The sequence below is a fragment of the Nitrosopumilus sp. S6 genome, from assembly GCF_054515815.1.
The window spans coordinates 16,428-30,731 of record NZ_JBTNRI010000011.1 but is presented as its reverse complement, the minus strand read 5'-3'; the positions used below and the strand labels follow the sequence as shown (position 1 = coordinate 30,731).

The 14,304-nt window shown below is 34.1% G+C and carries 14 protein-coding genes and 1 tRNA gene; 7 read left to right on the top strand and 8 right to left on the bottom strand.

Annotated elements, in window-relative coordinates; translation table 11 throughout:
- Window positions 1-55: 55 nt before the first annotated feature.
- Window positions 56-3,241 carry a peptidase gene (locus tag ACX12B_RS07760; RefSeq protein ID WP_459353450.1) on the bottom strand — a complete coding sequence of 1,062 codons (3,186 nt, stop codon included), beginning with the start codon at window positions 3,239-3,241 and terminating at the stop codon, window positions 56-58.
- 94 nt (window positions 3,242-3,335) lie between these two features.
- Here ACX12B_RS07760 and ACX12B_RS07755 point away from each other — a divergent pair, with 94 nt between their 5' ends.
- Window positions 3,336-4,688: a cation diffusion facilitator family transporter gene (locus ACX12B_RS07755; RefSeq protein WP_459353449.1), complete on the top strand. Its 1,353-nt coding sequence runs from the start codon at window positions 3,336-3,338 to the stop codon at window positions 4,686-4,688.
- On the opposite strand, the gene ACX12B_RS07750 is transcribed toward ACX12B_RS07755, so the two are convergent.
- Window positions 4,685-5,863 carry a ZIP family metal transporter gene (locus ACX12B_RS07750; protein WP_459353448.1) on the bottom strand — a complete coding sequence of 393 codons (1,179 nt, stop codon included), beginning with the start codon at window positions 5,861-5,863 and terminating at the stop codon, window positions 4,685-4,687. The genes ACX12B_RS07755 and ACX12B_RS07750 overlap by 4 nt on opposite strands.
- Window positions 5,853-6,884 (bottom strand): multicopper oxidase domain-containing protein, encoded by a 1,032-nt coding sequence (locus ACX12B_RS07745; RefSeq protein ID WP_459353466.1) that lies wholly within the window; start codon window positions 6,882-6,884, stop codon window positions 5,853-5,855. The genes ACX12B_RS07750 and ACX12B_RS07745 overlap by 11 nt, the downstream gene beginning before the upstream one ends.
- Window positions 6,885-7,043: 159 nt before the next feature.
- On the opposite strand from ACX12B_RS07745, the gene ACX12B_RS07740 reads away from it, so the two are divergent.
- Window positions 7,044-7,547 carry a hypothetical protein gene (locus tag ACX12B_RS07740; protein WP_459353447.1) on the top strand — a complete coding sequence of 168 codons (504 nt, stop codon included), beginning with the start codon at window positions 7,044-7,046 and terminating at the stop codon, window positions 7,545-7,547.
- Here the strand turns inward: ACX12B_RS07740 and ACX12B_RS07735 are convergent.
- The gene (locus ACX12B_RS07735; protein WP_459353446.1) at window positions 7,539-7,847 is read right to left on the bottom strand and encodes a winged helix-turn-helix domain-containing protein; all 309 of its coding nucleotides are present in this window, start codon (window positions 7,845-7,847) and stop codon (window positions 7,539-7,541) included. The genes ACX12B_RS07740 and ACX12B_RS07735 overlap by 9 nt on opposite strands.
- 80 nt (window positions 7,848-7,927) lie before the next feature.
- Between ACX12B_RS07735 and ACX12B_RS07730 the strand changes: the two genes are divergently transcribed.
- The 4 genes from ACX12B_RS07730 (at window position 7,928) to glmS (ending at window position 11,192) form a co-directional block, all read left to right on the top strand.
- Entirely contained in the window at window positions 7,928-8,080 is a 153-nt protein-coding gene (locus ACX12B_RS07730) for a hypothetical protein (protein WP_459353445.1), read from the top strand.
- A gap of 111 nt (window positions 8,081-8,191) precedes the next feature.
- Entirely contained in the window at window positions 8,192-8,767 is a 576-nt protein-coding gene (locus tag ACX12B_RS07725) for a 30S ribosomal protein S13 (RefSeq protein WP_459353444.1), read from the top strand.
- Window positions 8,768-8,776: 9 nt separating this feature from the next.
- A complete protein-coding gene (locus ACX12B_RS07720) occupies window positions 8,777-9,382 on the top strand; it encodes a 30S ribosomal protein S4 (RefSeq protein ID WP_459353443.1) in 606 nt (201 codons plus the stop codon).
- 49 nt (window positions 9,383-9,431) lie between these two features.
- Entirely contained in the window at window positions 9,432-11,192 is a 1,761-nt protein-coding gene (glmS, locus tag ACX12B_RS07715) for a glutamine--fructose-6-phosphate transaminase (isomerizing) (RefSeq protein ID WP_459353442.1), read from the top strand.
- Here glmS and cobT read toward each other — a convergent pair.
- The 3 genes from cobT to ACX12B_RS07700 are packed head-to-tail and all read right to left on the bottom strand — an operon-like array spanning window position 11,185 to window position 13,503.
- Window positions 11,185-12,243 (bottom strand): nicotinate mononucleotide-dependent phosphoribosyltransferase CobT, encoded by a 1,059-nt coding sequence (gene cobT / locus ACX12B_RS07710; RefSeq protein WP_459353441.1) that lies wholly within the window; start codon window positions 12,241-12,243, stop codon window positions 11,185-11,187. The two genes, glmS and cobT, sit on opposite strands and share 8 nt — an antisense overlap.
- Window positions 12,244-12,250: 7 nt before the next feature.
- Window positions 12,251-12,859 (bottom strand): hydroxyacylglutathione hydrolase family protein, encoded by a 609-nt coding sequence (locus ACX12B_RS07705; RefSeq protein ID WP_459353440.1) that lies wholly within the window; start codon window positions 12,857-12,859, stop codon window positions 12,251-12,253.
- On the bottom strand, window positions 12,856-13,503 hold the full coding sequence (locus tag ACX12B_RS07700) for an NAD(P)H-hydrate epimerase (RefSeq protein WP_459353439.1): 648 nt from the start codon (window positions 13,501-13,503) through the stop codon (window positions 12,856-12,858). Before ACX12B_RS07700 ends, ACX12B_RS07705 begins: the two co-directional genes overlap by 4 nt.
- Before the next feature lie 73 nt (window positions 13,504-13,576).
- On the opposite strand from ACX12B_RS07700, the gene ACX12B_RS07695 reads away from it, so the two are divergent.
- Complete coding sequence (locus ACX12B_RS07695; RefSeq protein WP_459353438.1) at window positions 13,577-14,191, top strand: RNA-binding protein; 615 nt, start codon at window positions 13,577-13,579, stop codon at window positions 14,189-14,191.
- A gap of 15 nt (window positions 14,192-14,206) precedes the next feature.
- Here ACX12B_RS07695 and ACX12B_RS07690 read toward each other — a convergent pair.
- Window positions 14,207-14,291: transfer RNA gene (locus ACX12B_RS07690), tRNA-Leu, on the bottom strand.
- Between the last annotated feature and the right edge of the window lie 13 nt (window positions 14,292-14,304).

Below are 14,304 nucleotides of genomic sequence, written 5' to 3'. Positions count from 1 at the left end.
TTTGATTCATGGGTTGTGAGTATTTATGTATTTGATGAAAGAAAAATTGACCAGATTATATTCGAATTATACCTTTTTTGACCAAGTATTGAATCGATTTTATAAATTCGCCTTCTGGAATTTGATCGTCAGCCCACCACTTTGCAGTATTTTTAATCCAATCAGGAATTTCTTGTTCTATTAAACTTCTTTCAGAGGGCTCAATTGAAATTACACCAGTGTCTATTAGATGTTCAATTCCGTTGATAAATTCACCATCAGAAATATTGTCAGAAGACCACCAACGTGCATTATTTTTCACCCAATCAGGGACATTTTCAGAAACTACACTAAATGAAAGAGTTCCAATGTTTTTTCCATCATATGAGAGATAAACAAAATATGTTCCAGGTAAAGTGTTTGGTTGAACAGTAAACATAGAACGATAACCTCCACTATTACTTAGAGATGCAGCAAAGTTTTGTTTTGTACCATCAGGATTTGTTAGTTCGATGGATAATGGAACGCCTCGTTTATGGTTTTGAATACTTCCTGTCAAAATAATTTCTTTAGAAGAACCACTTGTTGGAATTGTCACTTTTTCTGAACTTAATTTAGCAGAAGTAGAATAGGATACAGAAGATTTTGAATTAAGTAAACTGAAAATATTTGCATTTCCAGAAGAATCACGAGAGTCATAATAACGGACATCAAGACTTCCACCAGCAGTAGAAATTAATTTTGAGCCTGTTTTATCACAAATTTGAGATGGCATTTTGAAAACTCCTGTAAAAATTCCTGTACTAGGTCCTGTTTCTACAAGTGTAAATCCAGTAGAAGCTAAACCGCCATGTTCAACTCCATTTACAGTACATCGCTTGTAACGAATATCTTTGAGTTTTACCTCTAACAATATTTCTCCATCTTTTCCTACAGTATCAACATTGTCAGAGTTAGGATCATTAATCACTTGATAAATTTCAACTGTGTCACTTTTCAAATTAAGATCAGAATCACTAAGGGTGATAGTTACAGGTTGACCAAATCGAAATGTTGATGAAGTTGTAGAAACTTTACCAGAATTTGTTGCGACATCAGTTTTACTTGTAGTTGTAGTTGTTACCCCAACAGAATCTAAATCAGCATAAGATATTGCAACACCATCTTCATCAATTAATCTATTAGTAACGATAATTTTTATTTCATCATCAATTGTTTGTGTAGTTCGAATAAAATTAGGATCAAGAATATTTAGTTGGTTTGCAACAGCATATTCAAAAGTACCTTCAAAAGTAGATGAGTTGTCTTGTGTTTCTTCTAATTCAAAACGGTAAATAGAATTGTTTATGCTGTCATTGTTTTTTAATCCAAATGAAAAAAAGTCAAAAACTATTGGGAGTTTATTGGATTCATTAGAAACTTTAACCGTATCAGAAGAATCAAAATCAATTATTAGAAATACACTACCAGTTTTTGTCTTAATATCCTCTACATCATTATTATCAATTTGAATAAATCCTTGAGATGAAGACACATCACCATCATCAGCAATTACAATTTGAGGAGTGGAATCACGAGATCCAAATGCAAGTGCAAATGTGGCACTACTAAAATCAGAAATTTCTAGTTCATTTTCGAGGGATCTTAAATCATAATTTATCCAGTTTGTACCATCAGTGTTAGATTCTGAAGAATCAAGAAGAGAGGATGCTAAAGATGAGGCAGAAATACCCAAATTAATTGAAATCATCTCATAAGAAGCATCAGAAACATTTGAAGTATCAATTATCAATATATCAGAATTTGAGTCAGGAACAGAAGAATTAGCATCATCACCTCCAGATAAGGTAGGAGATGATGAATGAAATTCAACACTATGCGCATGTTCTAAAGTAACAGGATTTCCGATGGTGATTGTAGGAATTAGTGCAGAGTCTCTAAAGACATCAAGATGATCTCTAGCACCAGTATTCAAATTTTGATCAGGATCAATCAATATGACAGAGTATTCAGTACCAGGTCTAAGTGGACCATCATATCCAATTGTTAGAAAAGGCTCTTCATCAAAAGAGACAGAAGCTGTAGAGAATCCAGTAATTACAGAAATAGATTCTTTATTGTATGTTATTTGTCCAGTTTGTCCTCTAGGAGCATCATCTAAAATACCAATTACTGATTGATCACTATGATCAGAACTAGAGAATATCCCAGAGTTTGGTTTTTGTTCAGTTAATGTAACTATGTTGGAGTAAGTGTTTGGAACTGCATCAGATACCGAAGAAGTGGGTTGATCATTGTTTGTTTTTAATTTCATAATATTTCCAAGATTGAGAGACAATTTTCCATTATCTTCAAATCCTAAATTTGAAAGATGAGGAACCAGATTTACCAATCCTGTATTTCCATTTGCGTCATTATTTCCGGAATTATCAAATGCTTGATAAAATGTACTTATTGGAGAATTAACATTAAATGTCCAAGAATCCTCATCGGTTGGGTCTTGATTTAATTGAATGTCATTAAGAGTTAGAAAAACTTCAGAGTTTTTAGGATAAAGTTCTCTATCAAGTTCTAAAGAAATAGTTTGGATTTCATCATAATCAAGATATACTTTTTGAGATGGTCCAGCAGGATTGTATTGTATTGTTACATCATCAAAAGAATAGAGTTGGATCAATGGCCACGCATCAGCATCTAATCCAATTTGGCCAACAGATACATTGGAATTGGTATTAATGGATTTTGCATTTCTGACGACATTATTATGATTAGAGGTGTTTGTAGGACTAGTAGTACATGCAGAAAAAGATGAATCACCATTAGTAGAGCCAGAAACAGAGCCAGGTCTAGGAATTGCAAAACCGTCAGTTTCACTAAGAGATATTCCAAAGACAGATGTTGCAGTATCACGACTGCAAAATTCTCCAAAGTCTAATCCTTTGCCTGCCAAACCAACAGTTGCATCAGCAATTTTTGCCTTGTCAACATTTGCAAAATATGCATACCAATGCCCGTCCGTTGCTTGTACCATACGGAGTGTTTTCCCATTAATAGTAACGTCAGGTTCGCCTTTTCCTTCACCAGTATCAGAAATATTGGAATCTCGAATAACTACTTCAATTACCATAGAACCTGCAAAAACATTACCAAATTCTGAATTTTCAGCAGATACGTACAGATTAGGATTAGAGGCATATGCATCCATAACTGGAATGAGCATAATTGAGAAAAAACCTAACAAAAACAACCAATTTTTGTCCAATATCGAAAATGAAGTCTCTTTCCAAATAACGTTATCGTATGATTGCTCCTTAGAAACTTGTAATACATGATAGAAATTATTAGAAAATAAGAAAATGTTTGTACAGAGAAGCAAGGTATTACAAATTTCACTTTTAGCTATTTTTTCAGCATTTGTGGTTGAATTAATTTTCGGTCTTGTCTCAAACAGTTTGGCGCTAATCACAGATAGTATTCATGCATTGTTGGATAGTGTAGTGACTTTGGTGTTACTTTTAGCTGCAAGAATGGCAATAAAGCCACCAGATGCAGAACATACCTATGGTCATGGAAAAATAGAATCATTAGGAGGATTAATTGGAGGAATTGCAATTTTTCTAATTGCATGTTTTTTCATTTATGAATCCATTAACAGAATACAAAGTCCTCCACCAAATGTGTTGCCCGGAATGTTTGCAATAATTGGCGGACTATACACAATAGGAATTGATGTTTTTCGAATAATTCTTTTGAGAAGATCAATTCAAAAAATTGGGGGAACAACACTCAAAGCAGATTTTTATCACGCATTCATGGATCTTGGATCAACATTAGTAGCAATTATTGGAATAATTTTGGTATCTTATGGCATGTATCATGGTGACTTTGTTGCAGCATTAATTTTAGGAGGCTTGCTAGCAGTACTTAGTGTCAAACTAGTTTACAAAACAGCTCTTGATTTGACAGATATTATTTCACCAGAGCTTGTCAAAAATGTAAGAGACATTTCAACATCAACAGAAGGGGTTATTGGGGCAGATCCCATACTAATGAGACGTTCTGGAGATACAATTTTTGCAGACGTTACAATATCATTAAGAGGTGATACGAGTTTTGATAGAGCGCATGAGATAAGTGACAATGTTGAGAAAAATATTAAAAATAAATTCCCAAATACATCAATTACAATCCATTTTGAGCCTGATTGGGAAGACGTTCCATTAGATGCAAAAATTCTAGATATTGCCAAAAGTGTAGAAGGAGTAAAAGGAGTACACAATGTCAGTACACATAAAACCAAAGGAAAGACATTTTGTAACTTACACGTAATGGTAGACAGAGAGATGAATCTATCATCAGCTCACAAAATATCAGAGAACATAGAACAAAAAATCCAGGACAACATACCAGAGATGGAACATGCTACGATTCACTTGGAACCATTTGTCACAGTACCAGAAAACTTCAACTTGGAAGATAAAATCACTGAGAAGAAAATTAAGATAATTTTAGAGAAATATCCGGAAATTAAAAAAATTGGAAGGATTGTATCATTGAATTTTGAAAACATACTCAAGATAGATATTGATTGTTCGTTTGACAAAAAATTATCAATTGAAAAAGTTCATGACTTGACATCAGAGATTGAACATATCATAAGAGAAGAAATTGATGATGCTGTAATTACGATTCATCCAGAACCAAACTAAACCAAAATACTTGTCAAATACATTACAAGCATTCCTACAGCAAATCCAGATGCTACTGATGCACTCGAGAGATTATTATCACCTTCATCTCGAATCCATTTCGTGATAACAACAATTACCTGAAATATTGCTCCAGCACCAATTGAGAGAAAAATTACCGAAGTAAATGGAGAGTAGGAAAAACCACCAATCCATGCACCAAAAATAGCAGGAGCACCAGCAATCATGCCCATAGCAGCAAGTTTTCCAATCATCAATTTTCCACGAGACATAGGGGCTGCAATTGCTATTCCTTCAGTAGTATTGTGTAAAGCAAATCCTACAATCAAAAATGTGCTAAATGCAACAGAGCCCAATCCAACGGCTGCACCAATTGCTAATCCCTCACCAAAATTATGCAGTCCGATTCCAATAGAAATCATTAATGCGATTGCAACAGGTTTTGCAAGTTTTGATGAACTAGCTCTTTCAACAAGCTTGTTTCCTGAATAGTACAATCCAAGAAAAGACAATATTGTCACAGTAGCAACTAGTAAACCGCCATTGAAGCTTCCTGCTAGACTTTCATCAGAAACTTCCATTGCTTCTTCGATAGAATCAATTGCTAAGAAAAGCAATAATCCGGCAGTCAATGCTAAAAAGAAGTGGAATTTTTGTTTGCTTATCTTCTTGATAAAAGGAAGCCACAATAATCCAATCATCACAGGAATAATTCCAACATAAGTTCCAATAATTGCAAAAAAGATAGCTAGATCTAAAGTAGGTTCTAATGCAGGAGCAGCTGCTTCAACTTCTTTTTCAAATCGTGTTCCATCCTCAATTGTTATTCCAATAATGTATGGCTCTGCTTCATTCCATTCAAATGGAATTCTAACTAAGGTTGTCTCAAACCTTTCAAGGAACCTATCAGGTTCTACAGCAGCTGGTTGAATTCGATCATTTACATCTGCCATAGCTACTTCAACAGGAATTGGTCCGGTGTTTCTTACAGTTGCTTGAATTTCCGAATCAACAAAATCAACTTTTTCAATAGTTATTTCAGGTAATGGAATACCTAAATCTAATAAATCAGCACCAGGACCAAAAATGTACACCATCATCAAAATTACAAAAGCAAATGGAATTACTCCACTTGCAATGACTCTTCCGTTAGATGACTTATCACTAAGTTCCATATTCTGCATCCTGAGTATTTTTTTCGGGGTTATCTTTTACAAGAAATATTCCAACCCATCCTTTCTCTGAAAACTCTACTTTGTGGGCATGGAACAAGTACTTTCCAGGATAATCATATTCAAATTCCATGATTCCACGCTCAGTTTGAGACATGGTTATCATATCGGTGTAAAATGATGGAACAAGATCAGTGCCTGTTGGATAATACTTGTACAGATTACCATGAAGATGTAAATTGTTTATTGGATCAAATTCGACCATATTGACTACATAAACTCGAATTAACTCATCAGTGTTAATTTGGATAGGATGATGTTGATAGTAAAATGGAATTGTGTTTGCAGCATAGAAATTGTTTTCACCATCAAAATCCATATCCAAACCATTTAAAACCATAACCATTTCATCAGCTGCAGGTCTTCCCTCTTTTGGATCAACTATGAAGACACCATAAAGACCACGTACAATATGTTCCTCAAGTGGCATGATATGACAATGATATGGATGAACTCCAACAGGTCCGGCTTCAAATTCATATACAAATTGTCCACCGCCTCCCCCTACAGGTTCAAAGACACCATCCATTCCAGCAGGATGAATTCCATGAAAATGCATTGTGTGTTCTTTTGAACCATTGTTGATGAATTTGATTCTAACAATATCTCCTTCAGTAGCTCTTATGGTAGGTCCAGGAACAGTTCCATTAAAAGTCCAAACATTAAAGAAAATACCAGGTGAAATTTCTTGAACTCTGTCATCTTCAGCAATTATTGTATAATCTCTAATTGTCTGTCCACTTTCAGAAATAGAGACTCTCCCATATTCAAAATTTCGTAAAAATTCATCAGGATCAAATTCTACTGTTGAAACAGTATAAAGAGGATCAATTATTTCACCAGATGTTTTTACAACAGCCCCTGAATGAGTAACAAATGTTTTTTGTTCAGATTGAGCTTCAGAAATTGTAGGAAATACCACAACTAAAGAAAGACCCACAGTAATTGAAATAAGTAAAATCATTGCGTTTGAACGAGTAATTCTCATAAATTAAAACCAAGAGTTCTTTATTTAAATTTAACCTAAGCTAACTTTTTTAGCCTAATCTAACTTTGTTAAACAGGGCTAAATCAGTAAATTATAAAAAATTAGGTTTAAAGTAAAGAAAAAAAGTTCCAAATTATGCAAAAGGCCGGAGTTATTCTAGTTGTTTCAGGGGCATTGATTGTAATAGGACTAGTCTTACTTGCAGTAGGCAACCAAGTAATCCTAGAAGGTGTCTTTCAAGGAAATGGCAAGATTAGTTCAAACCAAGATTTGATCATCTCAGGAGAATTTAACTCAGAAGAATCATCCGTAGGTGTTTTTGCAGTACAAGTAATGGAGTTTAAGGAAAATAGAGTTTCAGCCAAAATATTAGATCCATTTGAAAATGAAATAGTTTCAAAAAATATAGATGAAGAAACTATCGAAGAGGAATTTGATATTTTTGACACAGGAGAATACAAACTGATCATTCAAAGTAACTCCAATGAAGAAACACAAGTGTTTGGTGCAATAGGGCCACGTCCAGATGCAGGAAAAAAATCACTTAGTTTTGTTTCAGCATATATTTTGATAATCGGGATGGTTGGGTTGGTAGGTTCTGGAATTTACAGGATAAAGAGTAAAAAGAAATCAGTTTAGATAGCTATCCATTTTTTCAAGACCGCTGATGGTTTGATCAAAATTATCACTACTTTCAACAATGCTACTAAGTTTATCAGAATTTGCAGAAAGAGTAGTTTCACCATCAGTGTTTTTTGTGATAAATCCGTGTTCTATCAAATAAGACAATCTTTCAAAGACTTCAGATTCAGGAATAGAAGCTTGTTCGGCCAAAAAAGAACTTGTTTTTTCACCATCTTCCAATTCTGCCAAAATTGAAGAGGTTATTGGATCAAACATACAATCTACAACCTTTTCGCGATCAAAAGTTTCCGTCATTTCAATAGAAATGAAGATGTGGAAAGTTATAACTTTTCAAAATCCAATAAGATAATTAAGAAAAAAACCCACAATACACTATGCAAAAGCTTTGTGGAAATGACCCATCAGGAAAGGGAGAACATTGTTTCTGCATAGATATTGATGCCCAGCGAGGTGTCAAAAAATGCTGTCAATGCAATCAATGGAACGTTCAAGGTAATGATTGGACAGAGGATGAAGACTTTAGATAATCAAAATACAATTAAGCCCACAAACAAGAATACAATACAAAAAATGTCGAAAATCACCCAAAATAGTGCCTAGCATGGTTTTTATCGGGGTTTCTTTGAATTTTGGAATACTTGAGCACTCAAGAATATAGACACATTGTTAGGATTGTGGGTAATGATATCCCAGGAGAGAGAAAAATGCTCGTGGGGTTAACTCAGATCAAAGGTATTGGATATAATTTTGCTACAGCAATTCTTGACACATTAAAAATTGATTCAAATTCTAACATAGGTCACCTTACTGAGGAAAATGTTCAAGCAATTGAGAAACTAATTTCAAACCCAGTTGAAGGTAATTTTCCAACATGGTTCCTTAACAGAAGAAAAGACATTGAAACTGGTAGTGATTTACATTTGCTAACATCAGATATTCCATTTACATTAAGAAATGACATTGAAAGAGAAAGAATTACTGCAAGTTGGAGAGGTTATCGTCATCTTAGCGGTCTCAAAGTAAGAGGACAAAGAACAAGAACATCTGGAAGAAAAGGCGGAGCAGTTGGTGTTGCAAAAGGTGGCATGGCAGCTCCTGCAAAGAAATCATCTTCTGATGCTCCAGCAGCCGCAGCTCCAGCAGCCGCAGCTCCAGCAGCAGATGCAGCCGCAGCTCCAGCAGCAGATGCAGCTCCAGCGGAGAAAAAAGAATAGGTGTTCTGAATGGGAGATCCAAAATATCCACGTAGAGTTTGGAGAAAGCCAAAGAGACCTCTTAATTATGAATTAAAAATGGAAGAGTTGAAAACACTTGGAACATTTGGATTAAGAACTAAAAGAGAATTATGGAAAGCACATACCGAATTATCTAGAGTAAGACATCAAGCAAGATCATTGCTTGCATTAAGACAAGAAGTTAGAGAAGAGAAAGAACCAATCTTAATGAAATCATTAGCTAGAATAGGATTAGTTAGTGCAGATGCAACATTAGATGATGTGCTTAACTTGACTCCAAATGATTTACTTTCAAGAAGATTGCAAACTATTGTTACAAAAAAATTAGGATTCAAAACACCATATCAAGCAAGACAAGCAGTTATTCACGGTCACATTATGATTGGTGAAAGAAAAGTAGACATTCCATCATATACAGTTACAGTAGAAGAAGAAGACAATATTCATTTTGCACCAGAATCAAAGATTCCACAAGTTTTAGAAAAGACGAAAAGTGAGGCTCCTGCTGAAGAAACAGTTGAGGCTCCTGCTGAAGAAACAGTTGAGGCTCCTGCTGAAGAAAAAAAAGATGAAAGTTCTTCAACTGAATCATAGAATAATTAGGCGTATCAGTAAATAACCCCCAATTATCAGGAGAATAGTTATGTGTTCAATTATCGGTTATTACGGAAAAGGAACTGCAGCCCCCATAATTGTAAAAGGTCTAAAGAGAATGGAATATCGAGGATATGATAGTGTAGGTGTTGCAACAGAATCAGAAAACCAAATTGAATTAAAAAAAGGAATTGGTAAAGTACAAGAAGTTAATTCAAAAATGCAATTAGATACACTTCCTGGAAAAGTTGGAATAGGTCATACAAGATGGGCAACTCATGGAAAGGTGACAGATGTAAATGCACATCCACATCCTAGCAATTCAGGAAAAATTGCAATTGTACATAATGGAATTATAGAAAATTTTGAAGAGTTGAAAAAACAACTAGAAGAAGACGGATATGTTTTCAAAAGTGAAACAGATAGTGAAATTATTGCAAATTTACTTCAAAAAAATTATGAGCAAACAAATAATGTAAAAGAAACAATTCTAAAAACAGTCTCAGCATTAAAAGGACATTATGCATTTGTTGCCATGTTTGAAGATGGACAATTAGCAGCTGCAAGATTTCACGAACCATTGATTATTGGAGTAGGAGAAAGTGATTTCTTTTTGTCAAGTGATGTTTTAGGATTTATTGAATTTACTGATGATGCAATTTACATGGAAAATGGAACTTTTGTGATATTAGACAAAGATAAATTCCAAATTTTAGATTTTGATGGAGAAAAAACAGGATATGGGATCACCAAAGTTTCAAAAGAATTTGGAGACGCATACAAAGGAGATTATGCACACTTTACATTAAAAGAAATTTACGAGCAGCCTGAAACAATTTTGAAAGCAGGAGAAAAAACAATTAGCGATATTGAAAGAGCAACAGATTACATTAGACATTCAAAAAATATCTACATTACAGGAAGTGGAACTAGTTATAATTCGGCATTAATTGCAAAGCAAATTTTGTCAAAATATGTAAAAATCAAGGCTGAGCCAATTATGTCAAGCGAACTTCAATTTGCTCCAAACGCGATTGAAGAGAATTCTATTCTAATTGCAATATCACAAAGTGGAGAGAGTGCAGATGTTTTAGAAGCAGTAAAAATTGCAAAAAATGCAAATTGTAAGATTATTGCAATTGTAAATATATTAACATCCTCACTTGCACGAGAAGCAGATGTCGTAATTGGTTTGAATTGCGGTCCAGAAATCGGAGTGGCTGCAACAAAAAGTTTCACATCACAACTTGTAATATTATACAAAATTGTACAGAAATTAAGTAATAACGACATAACAATTAATTTTGAAGAATTCTCAAAATCAATTTCAAAGACATTAGACAATCCAAAAAACATTCAAGAAATCGCTAAAGAATTGAAAGAGGTTTCAGACATTTACATTCTAGGACGTGGAATAAACTATCCTATTGCAACAGAATCAGCATTAAAACTCAAAGAATTGACATACATTCATGCAGAAGGAATTGCAGGTGGAGAGTTAAAACATGGACCACTTGCATTAATGGATTCCAATGTATTTGTAATTATTTTAAATCCAAATGATTCAACGTATTCAGATACTCTTACTAGCGCAAGAGAGATTAAAACTCGTGGTGCAAAAATCATCGGAGTGTCTGATGTGAAAAGTGATGTTTATGATTATTGGATTGAGATACCAAAAATCAGTGAAATACTGTATCCAATTTCAGAGATAATTCCAATTCAATTACTATCATATTATGCAGCACTAGAAAAAGATGCAGATCCAGATTATCCAAGAAATCTTGCAAAATCAGTTACAGTCAAGTAAACAATCTTTGATATTCTTTTTCAACTAAACTCAAGAAATTTTCAGAATTACTACCAGTTTTCAGCATTGATGAAATAATACTGCCACCAGCACCCACTCCTTCTTTTGCAAATCCTTCAGAAAATGCCTTTAAACCAGAAAATTTGGAATTGCTCATGCCTGGATCTACAGAGATGATGGGAATATCTGCAATATCATGAACTAGTTCTTTGAAATTTGCGTTTTTGTCATTTGTAATATAAGATGTAGTTCCAATTGCAGTGTTTTCTTCATTGAATCCAATTTTTGATGCAAATGCCAAAACTGCAGCCATCTGGGTTCCACCAGCCAACATTACTTTTGATACACTTGAAGCTGAGCTCAGCATTCCAGCAACAAAAGGAATCATGGGATCACCAATTTTTGCAACAATACTGTAAGGATGATCAGAATCAACTCTCTCAAGTGCAGAGGTTACAATTTGATTTTTTAATTCAACAGGATTATCAGGGATACTTGAACTAACCTTTGCATCATAGTCTAATGCTTTGAGTAATGCTAGTGCAGTAGTTGTTCCACCAGGAATACACTCACCAATAATCAAACAATCAGTTAATGATGCTAAACTTCTTCCAATAATTTGTCCATATTCAACTGCACGAGAAACGATAGTGTCAGTCATTGCATCTTGGATTGAAATATTTTTTCCAAAAGGCAATCCAGATTCAATAAAAGGTAATTGAGGGGCGATTTTACTTCCAGCATTAATTGTTAAATGAGAAATACTTGCAGATTCTAGAGCAGTTTTAGTCAATATTCCAGGAGTAGGTTTGCCATCAGGAGTCATTGGAATTTTATCAATAGTCTTACAATATCCGTAATGGAGATATTCTGCATCAGCTGGAGGAGTAAATTGAATTGAATTCTTATCTGCTCCAGCAAAAGTTATTCCAGGAATTTCAGACGTTTCAGTGTACGAAATAACAAACGAAAAAAGAAATCTGCCAGATTTTACAGAATCAATGAAATTTTGAGCCAGATCAATATTGCCATATAATTCAAAATCTTCCAAAAAATCACTAACCCATCATATCAAGAAACTGTTGTTCAGTCCTCTTTTGCATTACCATGTTTGTAATTTTTTCTTGTCCTATTGTAGATGTCTCTTTATGGCCATAATTGTGCCCAGGATATAGAACCAAATTATCATCTAATGAATAAAGAACATCAAATAGACTATGATAGAGTTCTTTTGCACTACCACCAGGTAAATCGATACGACCACAATTTCCAACAAATAATGTATCGCCTGAAAAAATTTTTCCATCACCTATCAAACAAATACTATCCTTTGAATGACCAGGAGTGTGAAGAACTTTTAATTTTGAGTTACCAAATTCGATGAAATCTCCATCTTTTACAGTAATGTCATGTTTTAATTCTGAATTTTCATGCTGAATAATTGGAGCTTTAGTAGATTCTACCATCGCTTCATTTCCAAGAGTATGATCAAAGTGATGATGAGTGTTAACAATGTATTTAATTTTCAAATCATTTTTTTTAATTACCATCTCCAACTCAATAAGATCCCAAGAGGGATCAATTATGATAGATTCACTTGTATCCTCATCCTCTACAATGTAACAAAAATTTTGCATGTTTCCAACTGGAATTTGATGAACTATCACAAAATTCCCTCCTCTGCCTCGGGAGGAATCCCAATTTTTTCTGCAAATAATTCACCCGTCAAATCTTTTCGTTTTGGAATGCCTTGTTTCATTTTGTGAAATGTTACAGTCATATCACATTTTGTGAAAATGTTTGCAGTTTCACCTGTTTGAGGATCCAATCCAGAGGGGACGTCAACGGCAAATTTGTAACAATCAGTCTGATTGATGTAATTGATTGCAGATGCATATGGTTCTCTTATGTCTCCAGAAATACCAGTACCCAGAATCCCATCAACAATCACATCAGGCTTAAAATCAAAATCAGTAGAACCACCAGTCATGAGTTTTACAGAAGGCATTTTTTCCAAAATAGACCAATTCCAATTACTTTCCTCAGTTTTGATATTTTCGGGTTTTCCAAGAAGCATTACGGTAACTTTGGCACCATACCCAGCAAGATGTCTTGCCATTACTAATCCATCACCACCATTATTTCCCATTCCAACAAAAATCAAAATATTTTTTGAATCTACACTTCCAAGTTTTTCAACTAATCTTTTCACTGAGGCAGCACCAGCATTTTCCATCATGAATTTTTTTAAAAATCCCATATCATGACCTTTATTTTCAATATTGTACATTTGTTCAACTGTAATTTCCATAATTTACGTGAGAATCATATCCAAAATAAGAGTTTAGAAAACGACTTTATGGCAGTTTTATGGAACACAAAATATGACGTTAAAAAATGTAAAACCATCACTGAACAAAATTGCAAAGTCTTTGGGCAACGTTCAAGACTCTAGAGAATTTCTATTAAAAAATACCCGGGAAATTATTATTCTTTGTAGTAGGTCAATAATTGCAGTTCATAAAAATGATACAAAGACAGGAAAAAGTAATCTCAAAAAAGCAGAAATGCTCTTAAAAAAATACAAGAGAAAAGCAACAGGAGATCTTAGAAGATATATCATTACACCTGAACAAGAATTTGTTGAAGCAGCATGCCTAATTGCAGTTGTAGAGAAAAAAGAAATCCCATCAGATAAAAAATTAGGCGTTATGCCAGAATCATATGTTTTAGGATTACTAGACTGTATCGGAGAACTAAAGAGAATGACATTTGATAAAATTAGAATTGGTGAAATAGAAGAAGCAACAAGAATTTTTGAAATAATGGAAAACTTGTATCTTCAACTTTACACATTCTCAATGTATGATAAAGTAGTAAAAGAAGCTAGAAGAAAAATTGATGTAAATAGAATTTTAGTTGATGATGTCAGATCTGCAATTACTGAAGAAAAGAGAAGAACTGAGTTAATCAAAACATTACAAAAATTTCAAAAATAATTTTCAAAGTTGGTATGCGGGCGATGGGATTTGAACCCACGAACTCCTGAGAGACTAGCCCCTCAAGCTAGCGCCTTTGGCCAGGCTGGGCGACGCCCGCAAAGAAATTTCCA